We start from the raw sequence: 26,118 nt of genomic DNA, 5'->3' as shown, positions 1-26,118 counted from the left end.
TCAGTTGCTCCCCACGAGTTCCAGGTCGGCGGGCGACGAGAGGGTGCCGCGGACCGCGGTCGCGGCGGCGACCGGGACCGACACCAGGTGGGTGCGACCACCCTTGCCCTGGCGGCCCTCGAAGTTGCGGTTGGAGGTCGACGCGCTGCGCTCGCCCGGCGCCAGCGTGTCGGGGTTCATGCCCAGGCACATCGAGCAGCCCGCCCCCCGCCACTCGGCGCCGGCCTCCTTGAACACCAGGTCCAGGCCCTCTGCCTCGGCCTCCAGCCGCACCCGGGCCGAGCCCGGAACCACCAGCATCCGCGTGCCCTCCGCGACCTTGTGGCCCTTGATCACCGCGGCCGCGGCGCGCAGGTCCTCGATCCGGCCGTTGGTGCACGAGCCGACGAAGACCGTGTCGATGTGCACCTCGCGCAGCGGCGTACCGCCCTCGAGTGCCATGTAGCGCAGGGCGTTCTCGGCGGCGACGCGATCGATCTCGTCGTCGAAGTCCGCCGGCACCGGCACGGTGCCGCCGAGCGGTGCGCCCTGGCCCGGGTTGGTCCCCCAGGTGACCCACGGGGTGACGTCGGCGGCGTCGATGACGATCTCGTGGTCGAACTCGGCGTCGTCGTCGGTGCGCAGGCTCTTCCAGTGCTCGACCGCGGCGTCCCAGTCGGCGCCCTGGGGCGCCTCGGGCCGGCCCTTCAGGTAGGCGAAGGTCACCTCGTCCGGCGCGATCAGCCCCGCCTTCGCGCCCCACTCGATGCTCATGTTGCAGACGGTCATCCGGCCCTCCATGGAGAGCTCCTCGATGGCCTGGCCGCGGTACTCGACGATGTAGCCCTGGCCGCCGCCGGTGCCGGTCTGCGTGATCAGGTACAGGATCAGGTCCTTGGACGTCACGCCCTCGGGCAGCGAGCCGTTGACGGTGACGGCCATCGTCTTCGGCCGCGCCTGCGGCAGGGTCTGCGTCGCGAGCACGTGCTCGACCTCCGACGTACCGATGCCGAAGGCGATCGCGCCGAACGCGCCGTGCGTGGCGGTGTGGGAGTCCCCGCACACGATCGTCATGCCCGGCTGGGTGAGGCCGAGCTGGGGGCCGACGACGTGCACGATGCCCTGCTCGACGTCGCCGAGCGGGTGCAGCCGGACGCCGAACTCCTCGCAATTGCGGCGCAGCGTCTCCACCTGCGTGCGCGACACCGGGTCGGCGATCGGCTTGTCCCAGTCGACAGTCGGGACGTTGTGGTCCTCGGTCGCGAGGGTGAGGTCGGGGCGCCGGACACCGCGACCCGCGAGTCGGAGGCCGTCGAAGGCCTGCGGCGACGTGACCTCGTGGATGAGGTGCAGATCGATGAAGAGGAGGTCGGGCTCCCCGTCGACCGACCGGACGACGTGCTCGTCCCACACCTTCTCCGACAGGGTCCTGCCCATGTCACTCTCCCTCGGTTCGACGTTGCTGGTGGTACGTCACACAGGCTAGCGCTTGCATCCCATGTTGTGAGACGCCAGTATTGCCATATGGACAACTCCAGTGGCGTCGGCGTCCTCGACAAGGCCGCCCTCGTGCTCACCGCGCTCGAGTCCGGACCGGCCACCCTCGCCGGCCTGGTCGCCGGCACCGGGCTGGCCCGACCGACGGCCCACCGGCTCGCCGTCGCGCTCGAGCACCACCGGCTGGTAGCCCGCGACATGCAGGGGCGGTTCGTCCTCGGCCCGCGCCTCGCGGAGCTGTCCGCGGCCGCCGGCGAGGACCGGCTGCTCGCCACCGCCGGCCCCGTGCTCGCGCGCCTGCGCGACATCACCGGCGAGTCCGCCCAGCTCTGGCGCCGTCAGGGCGAGCACCGCGTCTGCGTCGCCGCGGCGGAGCGCCCCTCCGGCCTGCGCGACACGATCCCGGTCGGCTCGCAGCTGACCATGCGCGCCGGCTCGGCCGCCCAGGTGCTGCTCGCCTGGGAGGACCCCGAGCGCATGCATCGCGGCCTCCAGAACGCCGCGTTCTCCGCCGCCGCGCTGTCCGGCATCCGTCGGCGCGGCTGGGCGCAGTCGATCGGCGAGCGAGAGCAGGGCGTCGCCTCGGTCTCCGCCCCTGTGCGCTCCCCCGGCGGCAAGGTGATCGCCGCCGTCTCCGTGTCCGGCCCACTCGAGCGACTGTCCCGCCAGCCCGGCCGGATGCACGCCCCCGCCGTCCTCGCCGCCGCCGAGCGGCTCAGCGAGTCGCTGCGGCGGGCGGCTGCGGAGTGACCTCTTCGTAGGGCCTGGACGCCGCGCCACCTGTTCCGACAGCGCAAGCGCGCAGATCCGGGCGAGCGTAGCCGCCCTCAAGGCGGCGCGCTGGGGGCATGAGTCGCCGGACCCCTGCCGAGCTGGGTCTGGTCGAAGGTCAGTCGCCGTCCTCGACCTCGAAACCGACGAGCCAGTGCAGACCGTAGCGATCGATGACCTGCCCGTCGGAAGCACCCCATGGTCGCGTCTGCAGGTCGTCCAGGACTCGCCCGCCTTCAGAGAGACCGGAGAACCACTTGCGCAGTGTCGCGGGCGGAGCCGTGCCGAGCAGTGCCAGCATCATCCCTTCGCAGCGAAATGCGGGCTCGTCTCCGGCAACGTCGGCGGCAAAGAGGGCGACCGGTCCGTCGATCAGGTACCCGTGGGCGATGGCATCGACCGGCCCGTCGGATCTGTTGAACTCGGCGAAGGTGTGCAACTGCACCGCACAGCCGAAGACCTCGCCGTAGGAGGTCAGGGCCTCGCGAGCGGTTCCAGCGAAATGAAGGTAGGGCGTGGGATCGGTCACCCAGCGGATGCTAGGCGTCTGACTGCCGCGCGCTGACATCAGCATGAAAGTGCGTTCCTGTCGACGAGGTGCACACCGGAGCAGTACACCGACAGGGCCACCACCGTGCCGCGCGTCAGGCGGCCCAGTCGAGTGAGATCCCGAGGTGGATCGGGCTCTGGAACAGCTCGAGGAACGGCCGGCGGCCAGGTTCGGGTCCGGCGGGCGTGCCGGGAAGCCGGCGGGTGCCGGTGTGGTCGACGAGGTAGTAGGCGCCGTAGGGGTCGCGCCAGACGTAGATGCCGGGGAAGGGTTGTCGGCACTCGAAGTGGCCGTGGGTCTCGATCCGGTGGTGGGTGGTGGTCAGGGGGCCGTAGTTCCCGATCCCGGACACGCCGCCGTGGTCGTGCGGGATGGTGTGGTCGACCTGCATGTGTGTGTCGGTGCAGGAGGCGTACGGGAACACGTCGGCCGGCGTCATCAGGCGCACGGCCGTCCTATGTCGGTCCGGGATCTCGTAGGCATCGACCGGTGCTTGGCCTTCGATGTCGAGCACCGGCTGGATGGTGAACCTGGCCTTCGGCCCGAGGACCTCGCGGACCCAGTCCTCGGTCACGGGGCCGTGGCCCTCGACCCGGACGATGGGTTCACGGTCGGCGCCGGCGTACATGTGCACGAACAGCACCACCGTCGGGAGCAGGTCCGCCACATCGGGTAGATCCGGCTCGTCGGATGCCTCGGGAATCGTGGTGCCGTGGATCAGGAACAGCACCGCCAGGACCCGGCGCTCGTCGTCGGTGGCGTCGGGGAACGCGGTGGTGAGGTGCTGGGCGAAGGCGGTGACGGCGGCGTCGAGGGCGTTGATGGTCGCGACGTCGGCGCGGATCAGGAACGAGGCCATCCCGTGGCCCTCGTTCGCGGTCTTGCGCGCGAAGGTGGCCGCCGCGCGCCGCTGCTCCTTCTCCCTCGCCACCTCGGGGGCGGCCTGGGCGACCTTGGCCTCGACCAGGGCCTCGAACCGGCTCCAGGTGATCCGCCCGTCCGCTGACTCCACCACCCCGGCGTCCACGTACGCCGCCTGCTCCGGGGTCAGGTCCCGCGTCTGCTTGGTGACGTGCCGCGCGTACGAGGCCCGCACTTCGCCGGCCTGGACCCGGGCCCACAGCTGGGGGTGGCGGTGGTGCAGGTCGAGGGCGTCGGCGATCAGCTGCCGGCCCGCGTAGGTCGACCGCCCGATCCGGGCCCCGAAGGTCGCGGCGGCGAACTCGGTGACCTCCGGGGTCCCGGCGCCGCCGTACCGCCGGGCCTGCTCGCGGCCCGGCAGCGCGGCGGCCGCGGGGTCGAGGCGGTCGGGTGCGTGCACGATCGCCCACTGATACGCGGCGCGCAGCAGGTCGACCTCGGCGCGGCGGGCGGTCTGGGCGCAGGTGTCGGCGAAGTCGAGGATCTGCTCCTCGGTCATCGCCTCCAGGTCTGCTTCGTGCATGTACCGAGTCCACCAGGCACCACCGACAATCGGGCCCTGATTCACGCCTCAGATCTCGCAATGTGAGACACTTTCCGAAATTCTTTTCGAGACTGTTCCTGGGGGCAACGCGAGTGGGCGAGGTGGTTTCGAGGCTCACTCCGCTCGCACCTCAACCACCGAGACGGCGCCCACCCGTCAGCCGGGAGCGGACCGCAACCACTCGCCCGCCGTACTCCGCCGGTGCCTGTCGATCGCAACCCCACACCCGCCCGCAGGCCGCGGACACTCGTCGGGGGTCTCGACAAGCTCGACCGCCGGCGCACTCAGAAGAGCGCGTCCTGCTCCAGCCCGAGCAGCAGCTGCTTGCGGTCGAGGCCGCCGGCGTACCCGGTGAGCGTGCCGTTGGCGCCGATGACGCGGTGGCACGGGATCACGATCGGGATCGGGTTGCGCCCGTTGGCCAGGCCGACGGCGCGGGAGGCGGCGTTGGTCATGCCGAGCCGGTGCGCGATCTCGCCGTACGACGCGGTCTCGCCCCAGCCGACGCCGAGGAGCTCGGCCCAGACCCGCTGCTGGAAGGCGCTGCCCGCGGGCGCGAGCGGGAGGTCGAACTCCTTGAGGTCGCGGTCGAAGTAGGCCCGCAGCTGGCGCACGGCCTCCACCAGCAGGGCGTTGGTGTCGTCACGGTCGCCGCGCGGCCGGCCGTCGCCGTCGCGGAACGGCGAGAACTCGATCGCGGTGATCGCGCCGTCGTGCTCGACGATTCGCAGCGGCCCGATCGGGGACTCCATCACGGTCCACATGTCACTTCTCCTTGCCGGGGGTCTCGGGGGTCAGGGACTGCCAGAGGTGCAGCTGCGCGTAGGACCGCCAGGGCGTCCAGGCCTCGGCCAGCTGCGCGGCGGTCGCCGGAGCGCGGCCGAGGCCGGCGAGCGCGTCGCGGATGCCGATGTCGGTCGGCAGGAAGACGTCGGGATGGCCGAGCGCGCGCAGCGCGACGTAGTCCGCCGTCCACGGGCCGATGCCCGGGATGGCCAGCAGGCGACGGCGTACGTCGTCGCGGTCGGGGCCCCGGTCCAGCGCCAGCTCGCCGCTCGCCAGCGCGGCGCACAGCGCGACCAGGGCACGGCCCCGCGCGCGGGGCATCGGGAGGTCCTCGGGCGACAGCGCCGCCAGGGTCGCGGCGTCCGGGAAGAGGTGCGTGAGCCCGTCGACGGGGTTCGGCAGCGGCCGCCCGTGCTCGGCGACCAGGCGCGCCGCGACGGTGCGGGCGCCGGCGACGCTGACCTGCTGGCCGAGCACCGCCCGGACCGCGATCTCGGGGCCGTCGACGTGGCCGGGCACCCGGAGCCCGGGGCGGGCGCGCACGAGCGGCCCGATCAGCGGGTCGCCCGCGAACGCGTCGGCGACGGCCACGGGGTCGCAGTCGGCGTCGAGCAGCCGGCGTACCCGCTCGGTCGCCGCGGCGGTGTCGCGCAGGTCCTCGAGCGTGAACGTCGCGGTCGCGAACGCGGTCTGCCCGGGCTCGTCGGCGTCCGGCACCTCGAGGCGGACGGTGCCGGTGCCGTGCGGCAGGGACAGGGTGCGCGCGTACCAGCCGTCGCCCGCGGCCTCCACGCCCGGGATCGCCCGGACCGCGAGGAAGTCGAGCAGGGCGCTGCCGAGGTACGGCGTGCGCACCGCCAGGCGCATGGTGACCGTGCCCGTGGCGGGCCGTCCGCCCCGGCGGCCGCGGAGGTCGGTCGGCGACGACGCGTAGACCTCGCGGATCGTGTCGTTGAACTGCCGGACGCTGGAGAAGCCCGACGCGAAGGCGATGTCGGCGTAGGTGAGCTCGGTCGTCTCGATGAGCACGCGGGCCGTCTGCGCCCGGCGGGCGCGGGCCAGTGCCAGGGGTCCGGCGCCGAGCTCGGCGGTGAGGATGCGGGTCAGGTGACGCGGCGTGTACCCGACCCGCCGGGCCAGCCCGTCGACCCCCTCGCGGTCGACGACGCCGTCCGCGATGAGCCGCATCGCGCGCCCCGCGGCGGTGGCCGCGACGTCCCAGTCCGGGCTGCCCGGGGTGGCGTCCGGCAGGCAGCGCTTGCAGGCTCGGTAGCCGGCCGCCTGGGCCGACGCGGCGCTCGGGTGGAACGTGACGTTCTGGAACGCCGGGGTGCGCGCCGGACAGGACGGGCGGCAGTAGATGCCGGTCGTCCGGACCGCGGTGTAGAAGACGCCGTCGAAGCGGCGGTCCCGGGACTTCACGGCCCGGTAGCACGACTCCCGGTCGAGGCTGGTCATGGCGCCATCCTGACCGACGCCGCCGTCCTGATCTGGCGGGAATCGGACACGGCCGTGAGCCTACGCCTCCGGAGGTGCTGGCGCGCGCCCGTAGGGTGAAGGGAGGATCTCGGGAGTCCGGAGAGGATCCCGTGTTGCCCCAAGACCGGCGGAGCACCCAGCCCCGACGCCGCCTGACGGCGCTGCGCGTCATCGTCGTGGCCGAGCTGGTCGTCGCACTCGTGACCGGCGCGACCGTGGTGTTCGCCTATGAGCACGTCGACCAGCAGATCGACACGGGCGCGCCGATCGAGCACATCCAGCCCCGCAAGCAGGCCCCGCTGCCCACCGGCGAGATGAACATCCTGCTGATGGGCACCGACTCCCGCGCCTGCGCGGGCTGCGACATCGACAACCAGGCCGGCGAGGGCGGCTCGGACACCACGATCCTGCTGCACATCGCGGACGGCCGGCGCTCGGCGTACGGCATCTCGATCCCCCGCGACGCACTCGTCGACCGGCCCACCTGCCGGACGCCCGACGGCGGGACGGCGCCCGCCGCGTCCGACGTGCAGTGGAACGTCGCCTACACGGTCGGCGGTGCCGCCTGCACGGCGCGGCAGGTCGAGGCGGTCACCGGGATCACCGTCGACTCCTACATCGCCGTGAACTTCGGCGGCTTCAAGGACATGGTCGACGCCATCAACGGCGTCGAGGTGTGCATCCCGAAGCCCGTGGACGACACCGTCGCGCACATCCACTTCGACGCCGGCACCCAGACCCTGGACGGCGACCGGGCCCTGCAGTACGTGCGCGAGCGGCACTCGACCGCGAACTCCGACCTCGGCCGGATGAAGCGGCAGCAGGCGTTCATCGCGTCGATGATCGGCAAGGTGATGGGCGCCGGGACGCTGACCCGGCCGGACCGGCTGTACCACTTCGCGAGCAGCCTGGCGGACTCGCTGGAGGCCAGCCCCGACCTGGCCAGCGCCGGCAAGCTGGTCAAGCTCGCAGCGTCGCTGCGGCACGCCGACCTCGGCCACATCAAGTTCGTCAGCGCCCCCACGACCGACTTCCCCGTCGACGACCCGAACTGGGGCCGGCTCCAGTTCACGCCCGAGGCACAGGTCCTGTGGGACAGGGTGAAGAACGACGAGCCCCTCGGCCGGTTCGGCAAGGGCGCGGTGAGCGGCAAGAACCCGAACGGCGGGAAGGACTCGGCCGCCGAGAACGGGCTCTGCGCCTGAGGACTCCTCACGGCCGGAGGCCGAGGTTGACGACGGCGTGCGCGACGTCGCGGAGGCCCAGGTCGTGCAGGCGGAGCGGGACCGCGCCGATCACGCGGCGACATCGACCGTCGCGGTGGGTAGCGGCCGGTCAGCGCCGGATCTGCATGACGACGGCCTTGGGCTCGGTGAAGAACTCCCGACTGAAGTCGCCGCCCTCCCGTCCGACGCCGGAGTCGCCGACACCCCCGAAGGGGGTGCGCAGGTCGCGGATGAAGAAGCAGTTCACCCAGACGGTGCCCGCGCGCAGCCGGGACGACACCCGGTGGGCGCGGGAGAGGTTCTCGGTGAAGAGCATGGCGTTGAGGCCGTACCGCGTGTCGTTGGCCAGGCCGACGACCTCGTCTTCGGACTCGAACCTGTTGACCACGCACACCGGTCCGAAGATCTCCTCGCAGTAGGCCGGCGCCGTCAACGGCAGGTCGGTGACGATGGTGGGACGGACCAGCCACCGCCCCTCCTCGTCCACGCCCCCGGTCAGCACCTTCCCCCCGTCGAGCCCGACCCCGTCGACGTACGACGACACCTTGTCGAAGTGCTTCTTGCTGGCGAGGCTCGAGAACCGCGTCTGCGGGTCGAACGGGTCGCCGATCGTGAGCGCCTCGGCGGCCGCCACGAACCGGTCCATGAACTCGTCGTAGATCCCGGACGCGACGTAGAGGCGCGAGCCGGCCAGGCAGATCTGCCCGGAGTTGCGGAAGATCGCCTCCACCGTCCAGTGCACGGCGTTGTCGAGGTCGGCGTCGTCGAAGACGATGTTGGCGCCCTTGCCGCCGAGCTCGAGGGACACCGGCGCCAGGTGGGTCGCGGCGGACGCCATGACGACCCGGCCCGTGGCCGACGATCCCGTGAAGGTGACCCGGTCCACCCGGTCGTCGGCCGTGAGCGACGACCCGGCGGGCGCACCGTGCCCGTTGAGCACGTTGAGCACGCCGGGCGGGAGCCCCGCCTCCAGCGCGAGCCGGCCGAGCATCGTCACCGACGCGGGGGTGTCCTCCGACGGCTTGATGATGCAGGTGTTCCCCCAGGCGATCGCCGGCGCGATCTTCCAGCTCGCCATCATCAGCGGGAAGTTCCAGGGGCTGATCGCGGCGACGACCCCTGCCGGGCCGTACTCGCTGTAGGTGTGGTGGCCGGAGTCCATCGGGTAGACCGCGCCGCAGTGGTCCCGCTGGTGATCGGCGAAGAAGCGGAAGTTCCACACCGAACGGCCGACGTCGTGCCGGGCCTGGGCGATAGGCTTCGCCATGTTGGTGGTGTCCAGCCTCGCCAGGTCCTCGGTCCGCTCCTCCATCAGGTCGGCGAGCCGGTGGATCGCCGCCGCGCGCTCGACCCGGCCCATCCGCGGCCACGGTCCCTCGTCGAAGGCCCGTCGGGAGCTGGCGACCGCCCGTGCGGCGTCCTGGGGACCGCCCTCGGCCGCCTGGGCGAAGACCTCCTGGGTCCAGGGGTTCCACACGTCGAAGGTCGCGCCGTCGACCGACGGCACCTCCTGGCCCTCGATGATGTGCCCGAACGTCGTGTCGCTCATGGCGTTCCCTCCTCGCGTGCCCGGCGCTCGGCGATCGTGACGTCGCCCGCGGCCCAGTGGGTCTCCGGCAGCTCGCGCAGGACGACCCGGATGTTCTGGAGCGGGGCGTCGATCGCGTCGGCCGCGGCCCGGGTGAGCCCGCTGATCAGCGCCCGCAGCTGCTCGGGGCTGCGGCCCTCGGTCAGGGTCACCTCGATGAGCGGCATCACGCACCTCCGTTGATGAAGATCGAGCCGAGGTTGCTGAAGTGGATCGCGATGGACGCGCCCGGAGGGGCAGGGACGGCGTCGGTCATCCCGCCGGTGAGCACGATCCAGCCGGGCTCGAGCGCATGTCCCCGCTTGGCGAGCTCGTTGGCGGCCAACGCCAGGGCCTCGCCCGGGTGCCCCTGGACGGCTGCGCCGGTCGCCGAGTCGACGACCTGTCCGTCGACCTCGACCAGTGCGGCCTCCAGCGCCAGGTTCAGCGCCGTCGGCGGCAGCCCGACCGGACCGGTGACGAAGGCGCCCGAGGAGGCGTTGTCGGCCACGACGTCGCCGGCCTGGAAGCGGAAGTCGCGGTACCGGCTGTCGATGACCTCGGCGCCGCCCCAGACCGACCCGACGGCGGCCATCGCGGAGGCGCAGCTCACGCCCGGCCCCGCCAGGCGATCCTCGAGCACGAACACGATCTCGGGCTCGATGCGGGGGTGGATCAGCCGGGACTGCGGCACGGGGTCCCCCGCGGCCAGCAGCATCGCGTCGGTGAGCCAGGCGACGAGCGGGACGTGGACGCCCATCCGCTCCTGCTTGGCCCTGCTCGTCAGGCCGAGCTTCACGCCGACCAGCGTCTCGCCGCGCGCCAGCCGGGCCTCCAGGTTCAGGTCCTGGATCCGGTAGCCGGTCTCGAGGTCGAGCTCGGGCCACTCGTCGGTGAAGGGCGGCCGGTCGACCCCCTCGTCCTCGCAGCGCAGCAGCTCGGCCGCCACCGAGGCCACGTCCCAAGGCATCAGCGCACCCCGGTCGCGGCGAGGTCCCCGAGGTCCCGCTCCTCGGCGAGCTGCAACGCGATGTCGATGATCATGTCCTCCTGGCCTCCGACGTACCCGTGCTCCCCCACCTTCTGGAGGATCTCGTGCGCCGGTACGCCGTAGCGCTCGGCGGCACGCTCGGCGTGCAGCAGGAACGACGAGTAGACCCCGGCGTACCCCTGGGTGATCGACGCGCGGTCCATCCACGGCAACCGCGGCACGAACGGGCGCACCACCTCCTCCGCCGCGGACAACACCTCACCGAGGTCGACGCCGGTGCGGATGCCCATGCGCTCGAACGTCGCCGCCAGCACCTCGGTGGGCGAGTTCCCGGCGCCGGCGCCCAGGGCGCACAGCGCCCCGTCGATCTGCTTCGCCCCCGCCTGGTAGGCGAGCACGGAGTTCGCGACTCCCATGCTCAGGTTCTGGTGCCCGTGGAAGCCCACCTGGGCGCCGTCGCGACCGATCTCGTCGAGAACCGCCGTGACCCGCTCCTGCGCGTCGGCCAGCACCAGGGCCCCGGCCGAGTCCACGACGTACACGCACTGGGCGCCGGCATCCACCATGATCCGGGCGTTGCGCGCCAGGACCTCCGGGGTGGTGCTGTGCGCCAGCATCAGGAAGCCGACGGTCTCCATGCCGAGGGCCCTGGCCTCACCGAAGTGCTGGATGGACACGTCCGCCTCGGTGCAGTGCGTGGCGATCCGGGCCACCGAGGCCCCCACCGCGTGGGCCTGCCTGAGGTGCCGCACGGTCGCGAGGCCGGGCAGCATCAGGACGGCGATCCGCGCCTGCGTCGCCTCGTCGACCGCCGCCGCGATGAGATCGAGCTCGTCGACGAGGCTGAAGCCGTAGTTGAAGCTGGAGCCGCCGAGGCCGTCGCCGTGGGTCACCTCGATCACCTGGACGCCGGCCCGGTCCAGCGCGGAGACGACGCCCCGCACCTGCCCCTCGGTGAACTGGTGGCTCATCGCGTGCGATCCGTCGCGCAGCGTGGAGTCGGTGATCCGCACGTCCGCCGGCCCGCCCGCGGAGCCGGCGTGCTCCAGGACCTCGGTCTCGGTGACCTCCCGCTCGACGACCGGCACGTCCTCGGGCCGGATGCTCATGTCACCCACGGTCAGACACCTGCCTTCTCGGACGCGGGCTCCGCGGACCGGTCCGCGAGCTCGGCGGTGGACTTCCACGACGTCGCAGTGCCCAGCCGGTGGGCGATCATCAGGTCACCGACGCGAGCGGCCGCCGCGGTGATGATGTCGAGGTTCCCGGCGTAGTCGGGCAGGTAGTCGCCGCTGCCCCTCACCTCGATCGGGACGAAGACGCGGGCCTGGCCGCGCCAGGTCGGGCGGGCGGGGTCGAACTGCGGGTCCGAGCGCAGCTGGTAGCCGGACACGTACTCCTGGACCGTGCTCACCATCGCGTGGATCGACTCGAGGATCCGGTCCTGGAGGGGACCGGGCTCCCCCGCCTCCTCGGGGATCGCGCAGAAGACGGAGTTGCGCATCATCAGCGGGGGCTCGACCGGGTTGAGGATGATGATCGCCTTGCCGCGCTCGGCCCCGCCGATCTCCTCGACGGCGGCGGCGGTGGTCTCGGTGAACTCGTCGATGTTGGCGCGGGTGCCGGGGCCGGCGGACCGGCTGGAGACCGAGGCCACGATCTCCGCGTACGGGACGGGCACGACGGCCGACACGGCATGGACCATCGGCACCGTCGCCTGGCCGCCGCAGGTGATCATGTTGACGTTCGGAGCGTCCAGGTTGAACGACAAGTTGACCGGGGGGCACAGGTACGGGCCGACCGCGGCGGGGGTCAGGTCCACCGCGAGGATGCCCGCCTCGGCGTACCGCGGGGCGTTGGCCCGGTGGGCCTTGGCGGAGGTCGCCTCGAACACGATGTCGGGCAGCTCGTCGCGGGACAGCAGCCAGTCGACCCCTTCCGCGCTCGCCTCCAGCCCGAGCCGCGCGGCCCGGGCGAGGCCGTCGGACGTGGGGTCGACGCCCACCATGTAGCGCGGCTCGAGGATCTCGCTGCGGCGGATCAGCTTGAACATCAGGTCGGTGCCGATGTTGCCGGGCCCGACGATCGCCGCCGTTGCCTTGGTCTTGCTCATGGGGTGTCCTCTCGATGGCCGGCGAACCGGGCGGTGACCGACCCCAGGCTGGCGAACGTGGCGGTGAACGTGTCTCCCGGCGCGACCGCGACCATCGCGCACACCGAACCCGGCAGGACGACGTGCCCGGCCTCCAGCGTGACGCCGCGCGCTCCGACGGTGTTGGCGAGCCAGACCAGGGAGGTGAGCGGCGAGCCGAGGACGGCGCCACCGGCGCCGGTGCCCACGACCGCGCCGTTGCGGGTCATGACCGCGCCCGCCAGGCGCAGGTCGACCTCACCGAGGTTGGTGGGGGTGGACCCCAGGACGACCGCGCCCGAGCTCGCGTTGTCGGCGATGGTGTCGCCCAGCGCGATCTTCCAGTCCGCGATCCGGCTGTCCACGATCTCCAGGGCCGGGAGGACGAAGTCGACCGCGGCGATGGCCTCCGGAACGGTCACCCCCGGTCCCCGCAGCGGGCGGTTGAGCACGAACGCCACCTCGGGCTCGATCCGGGGCTGGACGAACCGGTCGACCGGGATGGGCTGGTGCTCCAGGTAGAAGAAGTCGTCGAGGAGGTGGCCGTAGTCGGGCTCGTGGACCCCGAGCAGTCGCTGCATCGCGCCGCTCGTCAGCCCCACCTTGTGCCCCTTGACCGTGCGTCCGGACCGCACCAGCTCCTCGATCTGCAGGAGCTGGATGGCGTAGGCGTCCTCGAGCGTCATGGCGTCGTAGGTCGAGGTGAGCGGCGCGATGGGTTGCCGGGTGCCGTAGGCGTCCAGCAGCAGCCGGGCGGCCTCGGCGCGGGTCGAGGCGTCCAGGGCAGCGGCGGTCACAGGTCCAGCTCCAGCCGGTCGGACACGGGCTTGGAGCAACAGATCATCATCCTGTCCATCGCGGCCTGCTCCTTGCGGGTCAGGACCAGGTCCTGGTGGTCGACGGTCCCGGACAGGACCGCCGTGACGCACGAGCCGCAGATGCCGTCGCGACAGTCGTTCTCGACCTCGATCCCCAGCGCCAGGACGGTCTCGAGGATGTTGGCGTCGGGCTTCATCCGCAGGGTGTGCCCGGACCTGGCCAGCACCAGCTCGTAGCTGTCGCCGTCGAGCGGCGCGGACTCCTTCGGCTCGACACCCGTCCGGCTGAAGAGCTCGAACCTGACCAGGTCCTGGTCGGGGCCGTGCACGGCCTCGGCGGCCGACTGGGTCGCACGCAGCAGGGCGAGCGGGCCACACACGTAGATCAGGCCACCGTCGGGCAGCTCCTTGACGACCTCGTCCAGGTCCGGCCGGCCGTCGCGGTCCTCGGCCAGCAGGGTGACCCGGTCGCCGAGGGTGCCGAGCCGCTGCCGGAACGCCATCGACCGCTCGGTGCGCCCGCCGTAGACGAGCCGGAAGGGGCGGCCCTCCCGGGCCAGGTGCTCGGCGAACGCCATGATCGGCGTGATCCCCACGCCACCGGCGACCAACGCGTGGTAGGGCGCGTCCTCGAGCGCGAAGCTCTGCTTCGGCCGGGTCACCAGCAGCCGGTCGCCGACCCGGACCTCGTCGTGGATGAAGGCCGAGCCACCGCGACCGTCGGGCTCGCGCAGCACCGCGATCTGCCAGGAGCTCAGGTCCCGCGGGTCCCCACACAGGGAGTACTGCCGCGTGGTGCCGTCCTTGACGTACACGTCGATGTGCGCGCCGGGATCCCACGCGGGCAGCGGCTTGTCGCCCTCGGGCCGGCACAGGCGCAGGGACAGCACCCCGTCGGCTTCCAGGGTCATCTGCGTGACCCGCAGCTCCCGCTGCTCAACCACCGGGCACCTCGGACGGCAGACCGAGCAGCTTGCGGACCTCGGCGTACGACCGGTCCGGGTCGGTCACGTCGAACCAGACCGAGGTGATCCCCAGCGCCTCGGCGCCGCGGATGTTGGTGGTCTGGTCGTCGAGGAAGACCATGTCCTCGTAGCCGACCCCGAGCCGTTCCGCGAGCAGCTCGTAGAGGCGCGGCGCGGGCTTGAGGTGGCCCTCGACCGACCCGTCGACGACCACGTCCACGTCGCCCACGATCTCGATCTTGTCGATCCAGGCGTCCGAGTGGAACGCCCGGAGGTCGTTGGTGAGGATCCCGACGCGGAGGCCGGCGGCGTGCGCGTCCCGGACCAGGGTGCGCGCCTGCTCCCGCACCAGCTCGGGTCGCGGTGGGTCGTAGAGATGCGCGATCATCGCCCGGATGTCGGGGTCGTGCCCGCCCGACTCGTGCCACTGCTCGGCCCGGGCGGCCCAGTAGGCGCGCTCGGTGATCAGCCCGGCCTGCAGGTCCTCCCACACCGGGTCGGGATGCTCAGCGGTGGCCAGCGGACCCCGCTGGTGGAGCAGTCCGTACGCCGGTGTGCCCGGCTCGTCGGCGACGAGCTCGAACGGGGTCAGCAGCACCGGGCCGCCGAAGTCCAGCACCAGGGCGGGAGAAGTCATTCAGTGCTCCGGTTCCTCGATGGTCGCCCGCGAGAACAGGACGATGTTGCCGGTCCAGCGACACTCGGCGCACCAGGTCAGGAAGATGCGGTCGTCGCCGCTCCACCACTCCGAGATCAGGCCCCGGTCCAGCGACCCGGCGCACTGCGGGCAGAACTTCGGCCTGTCGAGGAGGTGGTGGGCGGCGTCGGACGCGAACCAGTCGCCGGGCGGCGGCAGGCGATGGGGGTCGGGCGGGAGCGGCGGCATCGGCCCGTGATGCGCCGCGCGCCGCGCCTCCTCGTGGATGTCACGCACCGGACCCGGCCTTCTCCCGCGCCTGGGCCGCGTCCCGGTGCAGGGCGAGCAGCTGCTCGCGGATCGGGCTGTACCTCATCGAGCCGCCGTTGATCCACTGGTCGGTGAACGCGGTGCCCGCCCCGAACTTGTCCTTCTCGCACGGCAGGTGGATCACTTCGTGCTTCTCCCGGACGACGCCCGGCGGGTCCTCGCCGTCCTCGACGGCGGCCATCGCCTCCTTGGCCATCTTGCGCAGCATCGCCACGCCCTGGTCCGAACGGCCGAGGTGCTCCTGGGTGCGATCGGTGATCGGGCCCTGCGACACCCACGCCATCACGTCCTGGCCCTCGACGTAGTCGGTGATGAACTCGCCGTTCTCGTCCCGCCACTCGTAGTTGTAGACGACGGGGCGGTCCTGCTTCTCCCAGGTGCCGCCCTCCGGGTGGTGCAGGGTGTAGAAGAGCTTCCAGGTCGTGGTGTCGTCGATCGGGACCCGGATCTGCATCTGGTCGATCCACTGGCCGCCGACGCGCATCCCGTAGGGGAACATCAGCGGATGCCCCACGGCCCAGTCGTCGTCGGCTTCGGAGTGCCCCTCGAGGACGCGGCGCTTGATGATCCCGAACTCGAACTCGTCGAAGGCGACCTTCATGTGCTTCTTCTGGAACGACTTCGGCGCCTCGAAGCCCTGCGTCTGGCCGAGGAACTCGAAATAGGCGCCGTGCAGCCACTCCACGTGGTGCGGGTCGACCGAGTTCTCCATGATCTGGAACCAGTTGCACGGCAGGGTCGCGACGCCGACGTCGCGGATCCCGTCGAGGACGTAGACGTCGAAGCGGGGCAGCTCCGGCACCGGTGTGGGCCCGACGTAGACCCACACCATCCCGCCCATCGCCTGGGCGGAGCCGGCCTTGGCCTTGATCTTGTCGCGGAACGTCGTGCTGTCGTTCTCGGCCGGCTGCTCCACGCACTGCCCGGTGAAGTCGTACTTCCACCCGTGGTAGCCGCACCGGATCCCGTCCTCGTGGACCACGCCGTACGTCAGGGAGGCCCGCCGGTGCGGGCACGCCTCGCCGATGATCCCGTACCGGCCGGACGGGGTCTTGTACAGCGTCCAGTCCTCGCCCAGCAGGCGCACGGTCTTGCTGGGCCTGCTGTCGAAGTCCTGCTCGAACGCGATGGGGTACCAGTAGCGACGCAGCATCTCGCCCATGCGGGTGCCGGGCCCGACGCTCGTCAGCTCTTCGTTCTGCTCGACCGTGAGCATGTGTGTGTCTCCTTCTCAGGTGGATGGGGTGCGCAGCTCAGTCGAGGACGGTGACCTTGCCCGTGTTCCCGTCGACGCGGATCAGCTGGCCGGTCTTGATGGTCTTGGTCCCGAACGCGGTGCCGGTGACGGCCGGGAGGCCGTACTCGCGGCAGACGATGGCCGCGTGGCTCATCATGCCGCCGACGTCGGTGACGGTGGCCTTGATCTTGCCGAAGACCGGTGCCCAGGAAGGCGCGGTGAGCGGCGCCACGAGGATCTCGCCGTCCTGCAGGTCGGCGATCTGGTCCGCGCTGAAGATCACCCGGGCCGGGCCTTCCACCAGTCCCGGGGAGGCCGCGAAGCCGCTGAGCACGCCCTCCTCGCCCGCGTCGCCCGAGTTGAGCCAGGCCGACACCGAGTCGGAGGTGATGCCCCAGAGCATGACCGTGAACGGCTCGGTGACCACCTCCGGCGGGATGCCCAGCGCAGGCGGTGCCGACCAGGCCTTCAGCGCGTCGTGGATGCTGTGGCGACGCTCGATCTCCTTCGGCCAGTACGCCGGCCCGCGCGACGGCGCTCCGACGGCCCAGCCGTGGTAGAGGTCGAACAGCACGTCCGAGAGCTCGTTCCGCCGGAACATGAACACGTCGTCGACCTCGGCGATGAAGCCGCCCGCCTTGAGGACCTCGCCGACCTCGCGCATCCTGCGCCAGATCACCGAGTGCGCCCAGTGCTCGACGTAGAAGTTGTGGTTCTCGACGTAGGGGAAGACCGTGCGGGACAGGCCGAGCTTGCCGTCGAACGCCGCCCGGTCCTCGTCGGAGTCGAGCAGCTCGCGGTACTCGCCGACGACCCGGTCGCGCTCCTCGTGCAGCGCCGCCACGGGACGGTCGAGGTTCTCCCCCTTCTTGACCTTGTCGATGTAGTCGGTGATGTAGCCGAGGGGAACCTCGACGTTCTGGATCCAGATCTTGTCGGTGTGGTAGAACCCCGAGCCTGTCGAGAAGTTGAACCACGGCTCGGCGGACTTCTCCCACTCGGCGATCCAGGCCCGGCCGGCCTCGTCGGACTCGAGCTTCGCCCAGACCACGTCGGGCGAGCTGCCGGGCGAGAACCGGTCGTCGATGCCGCTGCTCACGGCCAGCCGGGCGAGCTTCTTGAGCTCGTCGTCGGGGCGGAACAGGTCGACGTCGACGCCGGCGACCATCTTGGCGATCGCGAGGTCGGGGATCGACGGGAATGCGGCCTTGCAGAACCCGAAGAAGTCCAGGTAGGCCGCGTAGCCGAGGTTGAGGAACTCGAAGTGGTACTGCCACAGGGTCACCGCGTGGTCCAGGAGGCGGTGGTATCCGGACAGCAACGCATCGGCGGAGCCGCGGCCGGCTCCGGAGGTGATGACCTCGATGTCCTCCAGGTCCGGCAGCGGCTTGAACTCGAGCTCGGTCATCTGCTGCACCAGGTCGCGGACCTTGACCAGCCACTTGTCGTAGAGGTCGTTCCAGTTCTGGAAGTAGAAGCCGGCTCGCTCCATGAAGACCGGAACGCGGCTCTCGATCTCCTCCTCCGGGGCAGGTACGGGGCTGAGGTACAGGTAGCCGTTGAGGATCCTGAAGTCGACGCCGTACGCCGGCGGAACCTGGAAGTGGCGGGTGTTGTACTGCCCCAACGACGCGAGAGCGAGCTCGGCCAGCCCGCTGTCCCACGGCGTCAAGGCTTCGGGCCAGTGGACGCCGTCGTGGAACCAGAAGGCCCGGTCCTCGTAGTCGCGCCGTTCCTCGCCGAACAGCGACGAGTAGGTGTAGAGCTCCTGCCAGCCCTCGGCGCCGGCGGGTGTCTCGATGTCGAAGGGGCTCGGGAAACGATCGGCCATGGTGACCTCCTGTGGATCAGGTGTGGTGCAGGGGAAAGGGTGGTGGTAGGCCATCCGCGCCTCGCGGATGGTGTCCTGACCCCGAGTCAGGCGGGCTGCGACCCCCTCTTCGCGTACAGAGGGTTGAGGAGGGTGTCGACGATGGAGGCCAGCGCATCGGTCTTGGCGCCGACGGCGTGGTGGCGCTTGCTCCACACCGTCTCCGGGCGGGCCTGGAGCAGGACGGCGTCCTCGCCGGCGGGCAGGTCGTCGTCGACGGCCCACTCGATGTCCTGCGGGCAGCCGTAGTGCTTCTCCGCGGCCCGGGCCAGCCGGGCGATGGCGAGGATCTCCTCGTCGGTCAGCGACGGCACGTGGACCTGGTCCTCCGGCACCGGCACGCGGCTGACGACGGGATGCGGGGCACCGTCGATCTCGGTCAGCTGGTGCGCGTGCGTCTTGGGGCTGATCGTGCGCCGGTTGATCGTCCACATCACCTTGTCGACCAGGAAGTTGTCCGGGGTCACGTCTCCCGAGACCACGCTCTCGCCGAAGCCCCACGCGGCATCGATGCAGATGCCGGACCGGTCCCCGTTGGTCGGGTCCAGGGTGAAGGCGACGCCTGCCGCACGCGGCCGCACCATCTTCTGCACCGCGACGGCCATGTCGACCCTGGTGTGGTCGTAGCCGCGCTCGTGCCGGTACATGATGGCGCGCGCGGTGTAGAGGCTCGCCCAGCACCGACGGATCTTGTCCAGCACCTCGTCGATGCCGCAGACCCACAGGTAGGTGTCGTGCTCCCCTGCGAACGACGCGTCCGGCGAGTCCTCCGCCGTGGACGAGGACCGGACCGCCACCGGGACGTCGTCGACGCCCGACAGCTCGCACAGGTCGGCGTACATCCCGCGGATGACCGTCACGTGCTCCTGCGGGATCTCCCAGGTCATCACCACCTCGCGGGCCCGCGCCGCGACCCGCTCCAGCGCGTCCTGGGTGACCACCGCCAGTCGGTCGAGCTCGGCGTCGACGACCTCGGCGATCTGCTCCCTCGATCCGGAGGCGTCCTTGGCGTCGACGAAGACCTGCGTGGTCACGGCGAAGCCCGGCGGGACCGGCAGCCCGGCCTGACTCATGGTGCCCAGCGAGGCGCACTTGCCGCCGACGTTGGGATGCAGGTCAGCCGCGAGGCTGCCGAACGGAACCGCGGTAGGACAAACAGTCATCGCACTGACTCCTGGAAGCGTGGGTCGGAGCTCGGAGGGAGGACGTCGAGGTCGGGGATGACGACCTCTTGGACCCGGTTGCGGTAGAGGACGAGCGCGGTGGTGCCGCCGGCGACCAGCCGCACCCGGACGAACTCGGTGTTGAACGGCTCGCCGGGGTCGTAGCCCATGGCGAGCGTGGCGAAGGCGCGGATCGGGCCGGAGTGCGTGGCGACGACGACGGCCCGCGCCTGCGTGCGCGCGTGGGCGTCGAGGATGCCGCGCCAGAACCGGCGCACGCACGAGACCGGGGGCTCGAAGTACATCATCGGCATGGTCAGCCAGTGGGTGATCGGGTCGCCGCCGCCCTGCTGGATGCCCCAGAACCGGTCCACGTCGACCAGCCATCCCGGGCGCTCGCCGAGTCCGACCCGCTCGTACTTCTCCATCTCCCGGTGGTAGAGACGGAAGGCGCTGGTCACGTCGCGCGGGCCCTCCGGGGTCGCCACCTCGAAGTTGCGGAAGTTCGGGTCGTCGCGCAGCTCCCCCACGATCGGCTCGCCCCGGCCGTACAGCTCGATGTTGTCGAGGAGCCCGCGGCGCAGGTGTTCGCCGGTCTGGCGCGCGCGGTTGGTCGGGGCGCACAGCAGCTCGACCTTCATGCCGTCGGTGACCCGGCGGGCGAGCTCCTGCCCGCGGCGGTGGGCCTGCCACGACCCGAGCGGGGTCAGGCCCGACTCCGACGAGTAGCCCTGGGTCTCGCCGTGCCGCACCAGGTAGATGTCGCAGTCGATGTCGGCCATCTGCTCGCGCCGTTCCGGCACGATCTCCTTGGTCCGGGTGACCTCCGCCCAGGCGCGTGAGGAGCCGACGACGGTGCCCTCGTGCTCCACCGGGTCGGCGCCGCGGGCCCGGCTGCGGAACTGCCGCAGGTACAGCGGCACGGACTCGTCGGCCTCCTCGGGCGTCGGTGCCGGGACGGCGCGCCGGGCCTGGTGCCGGTTCAGGTAGGCGGGGGCGTCCGGCCGCTCGGTGCGCGGCAGCGGCGTGCTGTCCTTCTTCTCGATCGTCACGGGCCCGGCCTCAGCTGTGCACCGTGAGGAACTGCTGGTTCACGACACCGTCGAAGTAGAACATCGCTCGCCCCATCTCGGACTCGGTCCACGTGATCGGATCCGCGCCCGGGTCGACCCAGTAGCCGCCGGTGAACATCTCGTTGCGGTTGCCGACCGGGTCGAAGAAGTAGAGGCACTGGCCGCGGGTCGCGCCGTGCCGGGTGGGGTTGGTCTCGATGTTGACGCCGTGGTAGACGCACGCGTCGGCCGCGTTGCGCAGGTCGTTCCAGCCGTCGACCCAGTAGGCGAAGTGGTGCAGCCCCTGGTTCGGCCCGGTGATGAAGGCGATGTCGTGCGACCGGTGGGAGACCTCGAGCCAGCTCGCGATCTGGTAGCCGTCGTCCCCGAGGATCTGCTCGGTGAGCCGGAAGTCGAGGTGCTCGGTGAGGAAGCGCGTGTTGGTGTCCACCTCCTCGGCCGTGAGGAAGATGTGGTCGACCCGCGGCGGCGCGATCCCGACCAGGCCCATCGGCCGCGGCGGCGGGTTGGTCTGCGGGAGCAGGTTGCCCACCTGCTGCATGCCGTAGACCAGCTCCATCTCGTGGCCGCTGGGCAGCGCGAACCGGATCGACGTCCCGTGGCCGGGCGCCCACTCGTCGGCGGCGTAGCGCCGGACGGCGACGCCGGCCGCCTCCAGACGGTCCTGGTAGAGGTCCAGGTCCTCGGCGTCGGTCACCTTGAAGCCGAAGTGGTTGAGACCGTGCGTGGGCTCCATGGTGAGCACCACGCTGTGGTGCTGGTGCTCGTCCCAGCACTTCAGGAAGACGCGGGAGGAGTCCCGCCCGGTCTCGATCATGCCGATGACCTCGGAGTAGTACGCGGTGGCGAGCTCGAGATCGGGGACGCGGATCTCGACGTGGGAAAGACGCAGGATCGTCATCAGGTGTGCACTCTCATGAAGCGGTCGTTGACCGCGCCCTCGTAGTAGAAGACGGCGCGGCCGATGTTGTCCTCGGTCCAGGTCAGGGTCGGGAAGTCGGGGTCGGGGCGGTAGCCGCCGGTGAACACCTCGTTGCGGGTGCCGAGCGGGTCGAAGAAGTAGATGGTCGAGCCACGGGTGATCCCGTGCCGGGTCGGACCCACGTCGAGCTGGATCCCGTTGTAGGCGAGGACGTCGGCGGCGTCGCGGACGTCGTCCCAGTCGTCGAGCCAGAAGGCGAAGTGGTGCAGGCCGCCGTTGGGGCCGTGCACGATCGCGAGGTCGTGCGGCGAGTGCGAGCGCTCGAGCCAGGTGCCCAGCTGGTGCCCGTTGCCGTCCAGGAGCTGCTCGGTGATCCGGAACCCGAGGACGTCCATGAAGAACCGCGTCGACTCCCCGACCTCCTCCGCGTTGATCAGCATGTGGTCCATCCGCGGCGGGGCGATCACGTCCCGCGGGAACGGCTGGTCGTCCGAGCCGGCGTCGGGGGCGTGCCGGGCCCGGCTCGTGCCGACCTTCTCCACGTCGGCGACCAGCTCCATGACGTGGCCGCTCGGGGTGGAGAACCGGATGGACTCGCCCTGCCCGAGCTCCTCGCCCTTGCTGATCCGCTCGACGGGGAACCCGTAGCGGGACACCCGGTTCTCCAGGTCGTCGAGGTCGTCCTCGTGGTGCACCTTGAAGGACATCAGGTCCATCCCCATCCGCGGCGCGTAGCGCAGCCGCAGCGAGTGGTGGTCCTCCTCGTCCCAGCACTTGAGGTAGACCGAGTCCGCGGTCAGGGCGCTGATCTCCATCCCCATCACGCCGGTGTAGTACGCCGTGGCGAGGTCCAGGTCGGTGCAGGTCACGTCGACGTGCCCGAGGCGCAGGATGCCGCGTGGCCGGCCGGCCACGGTGCTGCGCGCACCCGCCCAGTGGGCCTGCCGGCTGTCGGACGGGTCGAAACGGGACCCGTCGGCCGGCGCATCCGGCGCGACCACGCGCCGGGTGCCCGCAGGCGTGCCCTCCGCCAGGTCCAGGTGGCCTGTGACTTCGTTCACGTCAACCATGCGGCTCATCTTGGGCGGCGGGCGCCGTCCCGCGCCGACCTTGTCCCTCCATGCGGGACACAACCTGTCCTTCCCGCCGGAAAGAGGCCACCCTGACGTGGTGACCGACGACACGTCCCGTCCCGAGGCGATGCGCCGGCTGGTCGGCGACTACGTGGCCGCGCTGCACGCGGCGTACCTCGACCACGTCCGGCACCTGCCGCCCGCCGAGCGGGCCGGTCTCCCGCTGGTCGCCGCCGGGGACGTGACCGTGGTCGCCGCGGCCGCGCACCGGCTGCACCTGGTCGCCACCACCGACGCGCTGCCGGCCCCCCAGGGGCCCGAGGTCGAGCTCGTCGAGTCCTACCAGGGCGTCGGCTGGACGGTCCGCTTCCTCGATCCCTCGGTCCTGCCCGAGCTGGGCCTGCTGACCGGCGACGACGAGCCGTCGGACGTGCGACGGGTGCTCGGGGTGGCCGACACGGTCTACCACCTGGCGGTCGACGTCGGCGGCGGGCTGAGCGCCCACCACGCCCAGCACTCGGGCGTCGCGCTCGCCAACCAGCACGCCAAGGCCCTGCGGGACCTGGACCGGCTTCGCCGCGCGCTGCCCCGCCAGGCCAGGACCGTCGACGAGCTCGGCGTCTGCGTCCGCAACGGTCTGGACCGGGCCACCGCCCTGCTCGCCGCCGACCTCACCGGTGGGCGGGTGGACCCGCCCGCGGGCACGCCGGCCGCCTCCTGCCTCGAGGCCGTCCTCACGGACGTGACCCGATGACCGAGCAGTCCGCCCCCGGCACCGACCGGCTCTCCAGCGTCGCCACGGCCGCCCGGATCCTGCGCGAGTTCGGCAAGCACAGCACCCAGCTGGGGGTCAGCCAGCTCGCCCGCCGGGTCGGCGTCAACAAGAGCACCACCCACCGGATCATCTGGACGCTCGTCGACGAGGGGCTGCTGGAGAGGGTCGAGGAGACCGGGCTGTTCCGGTTGACCACCACGATGCGCTCGCTCGGCGCCAGCGCCGAGACGGCCCAGCGCCTCCACGAGGCGGCCACGACGCCGCTCGACGAGCTGCGCCGGTACACCGCGGGCACGCTCCACGTGGCGATCCTCGACGGGACCGACGTGTTGTACGTCGAGCGGCGGGAGGGGCCCGGCGCCATCCCGGTCTTCCGGTCCGTCGGCAGCCGCAACGCCGCACACGCGACCTCGACCGGCAAGGTGCTGCTGGCCTTCCTCCCCGCGGAGCGCCAGGCCCGCCTGGTCGAGGGCATGCGGCTGTCGCCGAAGACGTCGCGGACGATCACGTCGAGGCCGGAGTTCCTCGCCGAGCTCCAGCGGGTGCGCCGCCAGGGCTACGCGGAGAACCGGGGCGAGTCCGAGCCCGGCATGTGCTCGGTCGCCGCACCGATCCGCGACCCGCTCGGGCAGGTGGTCGCCTCGGTGTCGGTGGCCGAGCAGGTGGAGTCCGTGGATGCCGGCCTGCGGCACCTGGTCGCGCCGATCGTCGAGACCGCCGCGCGGATCTCCTCCGGACTGGGGTGGAACCGGTGACCGACCGCACCTGGGAGCGCGTCTGCCGCGTCGACGAGGTCGTGCCCGGCGGCCGGCCCGTCGGGAAGGTCGTCGGCGACTCCGGCCAGGACCGGGACCGGGTGTGCGTGGTGGCGGCGGAGGACGGCGGCTACGTCGCGCTGCTCGACCGGTGCCCGCACCGCGATGTCGCGCTCTCCGGTGGGATCGTGCGGGACGGGACGTTGATCTGCCCGGGCCACTTCTGGCGCTTCGACCTCACGACCGGACAGCGCACCGACCTCCCCGACCGGGGCGTGACGGTCTACGCCACCCGGGTCGTCGACGGCTGGGTGGAGGCGTTGCTGCCCCCGGTCCGGCCCCGCCAGTCCATGCGGGAGTGGCTGCTCGTCCAGGCTCGATCATCCTCGACCGAAGGGGTCCCCGTGCAGAAGCAGCCTCCTCCCGGCCCGGAGATCGGGACGACCGTCGACGTGAACGGCGTCCGCACCAACTACCACGACCTGGGGTCCGGAGCTCCCGTCCTGCTCCTGCACGGCTCCGGCCCGGGCGTCAGCGCCTGGGCCAACTGGCGGCTCACGCTGCCCGCGCTCTCCCGCCGGTTCCGGACCCTCGCCCCCGACCTGCTGGGCTTCGGCTACACCGAGCGCCCCGACGGCATCCGCTACGAGCTCGCCGGCTGGACCGACCACGTGGTCGGCTTCCTGGACGCCCTGGGCCTGGAACGCGTGTCGGTGATGGGCAACAGCTTCGGCGGCGCACTGGCACTCAACCTCGCCGCCAGGCACCCCGAGCGGGTCGAGCGCCTGGTGCTGATGGGCAGCGTCGGGGTCCCGTTCGACCTGACGCCCGGGCTCGACGCGGCGTGGGGGTTCGAGCCGTCCTTGGCGACCATGCGCGCGCTGCTGGACCTGTTCGTCCACGACCCCCGGCTGGTGCACGACGACCTGGCCCGGTTGCGGCTCGACGCGGCGACCCGGCCGGGCGTGCAGGAGGCGTACCGCTCGATGTTCCCGGCGCCGCGTCAGGCCGGGATCGACGCGCTGACCGTGGACGAGGAGCTCATCCGGGCCATCGAGTGCCCGGCACTCCTCGTGCACGGGCGCGACGACCGCGTGATCCCCGTGGCCACCTCGCTGCGCCTCCACGAGCTGATCGCCGACTCCCAGCTGCACACCTTCGGGCAGTGCGGGCACTGGGTGCAGATCGAGCACGCCGACGAGTTCAACCGGCTGGTGAGCGACTTCCTCGAGCCGGTCAGCGACAGTGCAGGTGGCAGGAGCCCAGCTCCGGGGACGAGACACGGACCGTCGCCCCGGCCGTCAGGTCGAGCGGAGCGGTGATCCCGCCCGTCAGCACCACCAGGCCGGGCCGCAGGGCCTCTCCACGCTCGTGCAGCTGGCGGACCAGGTAGGCCACCGCCTCCGCCGGCGATCCCATCGCCGCGTCACCCGACCCCTCGCGCGAGATCTCCCCCGCCTGCATCGTCAGCCTCAGGCTCTCCGGTCGCACCGGCGCGCGGCGGAAGGCGCCGACGACGTACGCCGCGGCCGAGGAGCCGTCCGCGGTGTTGTCGAACCAGTCGAAGTCGTAGCTCGCCCACCGGGGATCGACGATCTCCAGCGCGACCGCCCACCGCCCGCTCTCGAGGACCTCGTCCGCGGTGACGCCGGGTCCGTCGAGGGTCGCGTCGGCGAGGAACGCGAGCTCCGGCTCCACCTTGGGATGGATGAGCCGCGCCAGGTCGAGCGTCCCCCCGTCCTCGACGCGCATGTAGTCCCAGAGCGTGCCGAAGTTGGGCCGGTCGATCCCGAGGGCCTCGCGCATCGCCTGCGACGTCCAGCCGAGCTTGTACCCGGTGTGGACCGCGCCGCGCTCGGCACGGAGCCGGTCCCGGGCGGCGGCGACCGCCCACGCCGCCTCCGACGTCAGCCGGTGCCCCTGGGTCGACCAGGGTTGGATCCCGACACGCGTCCGCTCGGCCCGGTCGAGCTCGAGCGCGGCCGCGGAGACCAGGTCGGATCCGCCGGCTCCTGCACTCCCCTGTCCCTGCACGTGCCTCTCCCGTCGGTGCGCCGA

General features: G+C 71.6%; 26 protein-coding genes. 5 read left to right on the top strand and 21 right to left on the bottom strand.

The genetic code is table 11. From position 1 onward, the window contains the following. Positions 1 to 1,416 (bottom strand): 3-isopropylmalate dehydratase large subunit, encoded by a 1,416-nt coding sequence (leuC, locus tag ABD086_RS23320; RefSeq protein WP_343910701.1) that lies wholly within the window; start codon positions 1,414 to 1,416, stop codon positions 1 to 3. Positions 1,417 to 1,503: 87 nt separating this feature from the next. Here leuC and ABD086_RS23315 point away from each other — a divergent pair, with 87 nt between their 5' ends. Further along, positions 1,504 to 2,226, top strand: coding sequence for an IclR family transcriptional regulator (locus ABD086_RS23315; RefSeq protein WP_343910700.1), 723 nt, complete (start codon positions 1,504 to 1,506; stop codon positions 2,224 to 2,226). A 139-nt stretch (positions 2,227 to 2,365) separates the two neighbouring features. On the opposite strand, the gene ABD086_RS23310 is transcribed toward ABD086_RS23315, so the two are convergent. From ABD086_RS23310 to ABD086_RS23295, 4 genes are all read right to left on the bottom strand, one after another. Further along, positions 2,366 to 2,776, bottom strand: a complete 411-nt coding sequence (locus tag ABD086_RS23310; RefSeq protein WP_343910699.1) for a VOC family protein — start codon at positions 2,774 to 2,776, stop codon at positions 2,366 to 2,368. 115 nt (positions 2,777 to 2,891) lie between these two features. Next, a complete protein-coding gene (locus ABD086_RS23305; protein ID WP_343910697.1) occupies positions 2,892 to 4,241 on the bottom strand; it encodes an HNH endonuclease signature motif containing protein in 1,350 nt (449 codons plus the stop codon). A 305-nt stretch (positions 4,242 to 4,546) separates the two neighbouring features. Then, a complete protein-coding gene (locus tag ABD086_RS23300) occupies positions 4,547 to 5,026 on the bottom strand; it encodes a methylated-DNA--[protein]-cysteine S-methyltransferase (protein ID WP_343910695.1) in 480 nt (159 codons plus the stop codon). A gap of 1 nt (position 5,027) precedes the next feature. After that, on the bottom strand, positions 5,028 to 6,506 hold the full coding sequence (locus ABD086_RS23295) for an AlkA N-terminal domain-containing protein (RefSeq protein ID WP_343910693.1): 1,479 nt from the start codon (positions 6,504 to 6,506) through the stop codon (positions 5,028 to 5,030). 134 nt (positions 6,507 to 6,640) lie between these two features. Between ABD086_RS23295 and ABD086_RS23290 the strand changes: the two genes are divergently transcribed. Further along, positions 6,641 to 7,732, top strand: a complete 1,092-nt coding sequence (locus ABD086_RS23290; protein WP_343910691.1) for an LCP family protein — start codon at positions 6,641 to 6,643, stop codon at positions 7,730 to 7,732. 130 nt (positions 7,733 to 7,862) lie between these two features. On the opposite strand, the gene ABD086_RS23285 is transcribed toward ABD086_RS23290, so the two are convergent. The 15 genes from ABD086_RS23285 to ABD086_RS23215 all read right to left on the bottom strand — a co-directional run bounded on the left by ABD086_RS23285 (position 7,863) and on the right by ABD086_RS23215 (position 22,518). Continuing rightward, complete coding sequence (locus tag ABD086_RS23285; protein ID WP_343910689.1) at positions 7,863 to 9,302, bottom strand: aldehyde dehydrogenase; 1,440 nt, start codon at positions 9,300 to 9,302, stop codon at positions 7,863 to 7,865. Next, positions 9,299 to 9,508, bottom strand: a complete 210-nt coding sequence (locus ABD086_RS23280) for a tautomerase family protein (RefSeq protein WP_343910687.1) — start codon at positions 9,506 to 9,508, stop codon at positions 9,299 to 9,301. The genes ABD086_RS23285 and ABD086_RS23280 overlap by 4 nt, the downstream gene beginning before the upstream one ends. Then, on the bottom strand, positions 9,508 to 10,290 hold the full coding sequence (locus ABD086_RS23275; protein WP_343910685.1) for a 2-keto-4-pentenoate hydratase: 783 nt from the start codon (positions 10,288 to 10,290) through the stop codon (positions 9,508 to 9,510). The genes ABD086_RS23280 and ABD086_RS23275 overlap by 1 nt, the downstream gene beginning before the upstream one ends. After that, the gene (dmpG, locus tag ABD086_RS23270; RefSeq protein WP_343910683.1) at positions 10,290 to 11,420 is read right to left on the bottom strand and encodes a 4-hydroxy-2-oxovalerate aldolase; all 1,131 of its coding nucleotides are present in this window, start codon (positions 11,418 to 11,420) and stop codon (positions 10,290 to 10,292) included. The genes ABD086_RS23275 and dmpG overlap by 1 nt, the downstream gene beginning before the upstream one ends. An 11-nt stretch (positions 11,421 to 11,431) precedes the next feature. Continuing rightward, a complete protein-coding gene (locus ABD086_RS23265) occupies positions 11,432 to 12,424 on the bottom strand; it encodes an acetaldehyde dehydrogenase (acetylating) (RefSeq protein WP_343910681.1) in 993 nt (330 codons plus the stop codon). Continuing rightward, positions 12,421 to 13,239 carry a 2-keto-4-pentenoate hydratase gene (locus ABD086_RS23260; RefSeq protein WP_343910679.1) on the bottom strand — a complete coding sequence of 273 codons (819 nt, stop codon included), beginning with the start codon at positions 13,237 to 13,239 and terminating at the stop codon, positions 12,421 to 12,423. Before ABD086_RS23260 ends, ABD086_RS23265 begins: the two co-directional genes overlap by 4 nt. Then, a complete protein-coding gene (locus tag ABD086_RS23255; RefSeq protein ID WP_343910677.1) occupies positions 13,236 to 14,204 on the bottom strand; it encodes a PDR/VanB family oxidoreductase in 969 nt (322 codons plus the stop codon). The genes ABD086_RS23260 and ABD086_RS23255 overlap by 4 nt, the downstream gene beginning before the upstream one ends. Beyond that, positions 14,197 to 14,862 carry an HAD-IA family hydrolase gene (locus ABD086_RS23250; protein ID WP_343910675.1) on the bottom strand — a complete coding sequence of 222 codons (666 nt, stop codon included), beginning with the start codon at positions 14,860 to 14,862 and terminating at the stop codon, positions 14,197 to 14,199. Before ABD086_RS23250 ends, ABD086_RS23255 begins: the two co-directional genes overlap by 8 nt. After that, positions 14,863 to 15,159: a hypothetical protein gene (locus ABD086_RS23245; RefSeq protein WP_343910673.1), complete on the bottom strand. Its 297-nt coding sequence runs from the start codon at positions 15,157 to 15,159 to the stop codon at positions 14,863 to 14,865. It abuts the gene before it with no gap. After that, a complete protein-coding gene (locus tag ABD086_RS23240) occupies positions 15,152 to 16,408 on the bottom strand; it encodes a Rieske 2Fe-2S domain-containing protein (RefSeq protein WP_343910671.1) in 1,257 nt (418 codons plus the stop codon). Before ABD086_RS23240 ends, ABD086_RS23245 begins: the two co-directional genes overlap by 8 nt. Before the next feature lie 37 nt (positions 16,409 to 16,445). Beyond that, positions 16,446 to 18,260, bottom strand: coding sequence for a PEP-utilizing enzyme (locus ABD086_RS23235; protein ID WP_343910669.1), 1,815 nt, complete (start codon positions 18,258 to 18,260; stop codon positions 16,446 to 16,448). Between the two features lie 86 nt (positions 18,261 to 18,346). Next, positions 18,347 to 19,462: a PEP/pyruvate-binding domain-containing protein gene (locus tag ABD086_RS23230; protein ID WP_343910667.1), complete on the bottom strand. Its 1,116-nt coding sequence runs from the start codon at positions 19,460 to 19,462 to the stop codon at positions 18,347 to 18,349. After that, complete coding sequence (locus ABD086_RS23225) at positions 19,459 to 20,514, bottom strand: histidine phosphatase family protein (protein ID WP_343910665.1); 1,056 nt, start codon at positions 20,512 to 20,514, stop codon at positions 19,459 to 19,461. The genes ABD086_RS23230 and ABD086_RS23225 overlap by 4 nt, the downstream gene beginning before the upstream one ends. Before the next feature lie 10 nt (positions 20,515 to 20,524). Further along, positions 20,525 to 21,436 carry a catechol 2,3-dioxygenase gene (locus ABD086_RS23220; RefSeq protein WP_343910663.1) on the bottom strand — a complete coding sequence of 304 codons (912 nt, stop codon included), beginning with the start codon at positions 21,434 to 21,436 and terminating at the stop codon, positions 20,525 to 20,527. Next, on the bottom strand, positions 21,436 to 22,518 hold the full coding sequence (locus ABD086_RS23215; RefSeq protein ID WP_343910661.1) for a catechol 2,3-dioxygenase: 1,083 nt from the start codon (positions 22,516 to 22,518) through the stop codon (positions 21,436 to 21,438). Before ABD086_RS23215 ends, ABD086_RS23220 begins: the two co-directional genes overlap by 1 nt. A 109-nt stretch (positions 22,519 to 22,627) precedes the next feature. On the opposite strand from ABD086_RS23215, the gene ABD086_RS23210 reads away from it, so the two are divergent. From ABD086_RS23210 to ABD086_RS23200, 3 genes are read left to right on the top strand one after another with little or no spacing between them, the layout of a single operon-like run. Continuing rightward, positions 22,628 to 23,284 carry a hypothetical protein gene (locus ABD086_RS23210; protein ID WP_343910659.1) on the top strand — a complete coding sequence of 219 codons (657 nt, stop codon included), beginning with the start codon at positions 22,628 to 22,630 and terminating at the stop codon, positions 23,282 to 23,284. Next, positions 23,281 to 24,060, top strand: a complete 780-nt coding sequence (locus ABD086_RS23205; RefSeq protein WP_343910657.1) for an IclR family transcriptional regulator — start codon at positions 23,281 to 23,283, stop codon at positions 24,058 to 24,060. The genes ABD086_RS23210 and ABD086_RS23205 overlap by 4 nt, the downstream gene beginning before the upstream one ends. After that, complete coding sequence (locus ABD086_RS23200) at positions 24,057 to 25,382, top strand: alpha/beta fold hydrolase (RefSeq protein WP_343910655.1); 1,326 nt, start codon at positions 24,057 to 24,059, stop codon at positions 25,380 to 25,382. The genes ABD086_RS23205 and ABD086_RS23200 overlap by 4 nt, the downstream gene beginning before the upstream one ends. Here the strand turns inward: ABD086_RS23200 and ABD086_RS23195 are convergent. Continuing rightward, a complete protein-coding gene (locus ABD086_RS23195) occupies positions 25,297 to 26,094 on the bottom strand; it encodes a 2-keto-4-pentenoate hydratase (RefSeq protein WP_343910653.1) in 798 nt (265 codons plus the stop codon). The genes ABD086_RS23200 and ABD086_RS23195 overlap by 86 nt on opposite strands. Positions 26,095 to 26,118 lie beyond the last annotated feature (24 nt).

The sequence above is a fragment of the Nocardioides aquiterrae genome (assembly GCF_039526625.1).
Classification (GTDB): Bacteria; Actinomycetota; Actinomycetes; order Propionibacteriales; family Nocardioidaceae; genus Nocardioides; species Nocardioides aquiterrae.
This window is presented reverse-complemented; position numbering and strand designations above follow the sequence as displayed.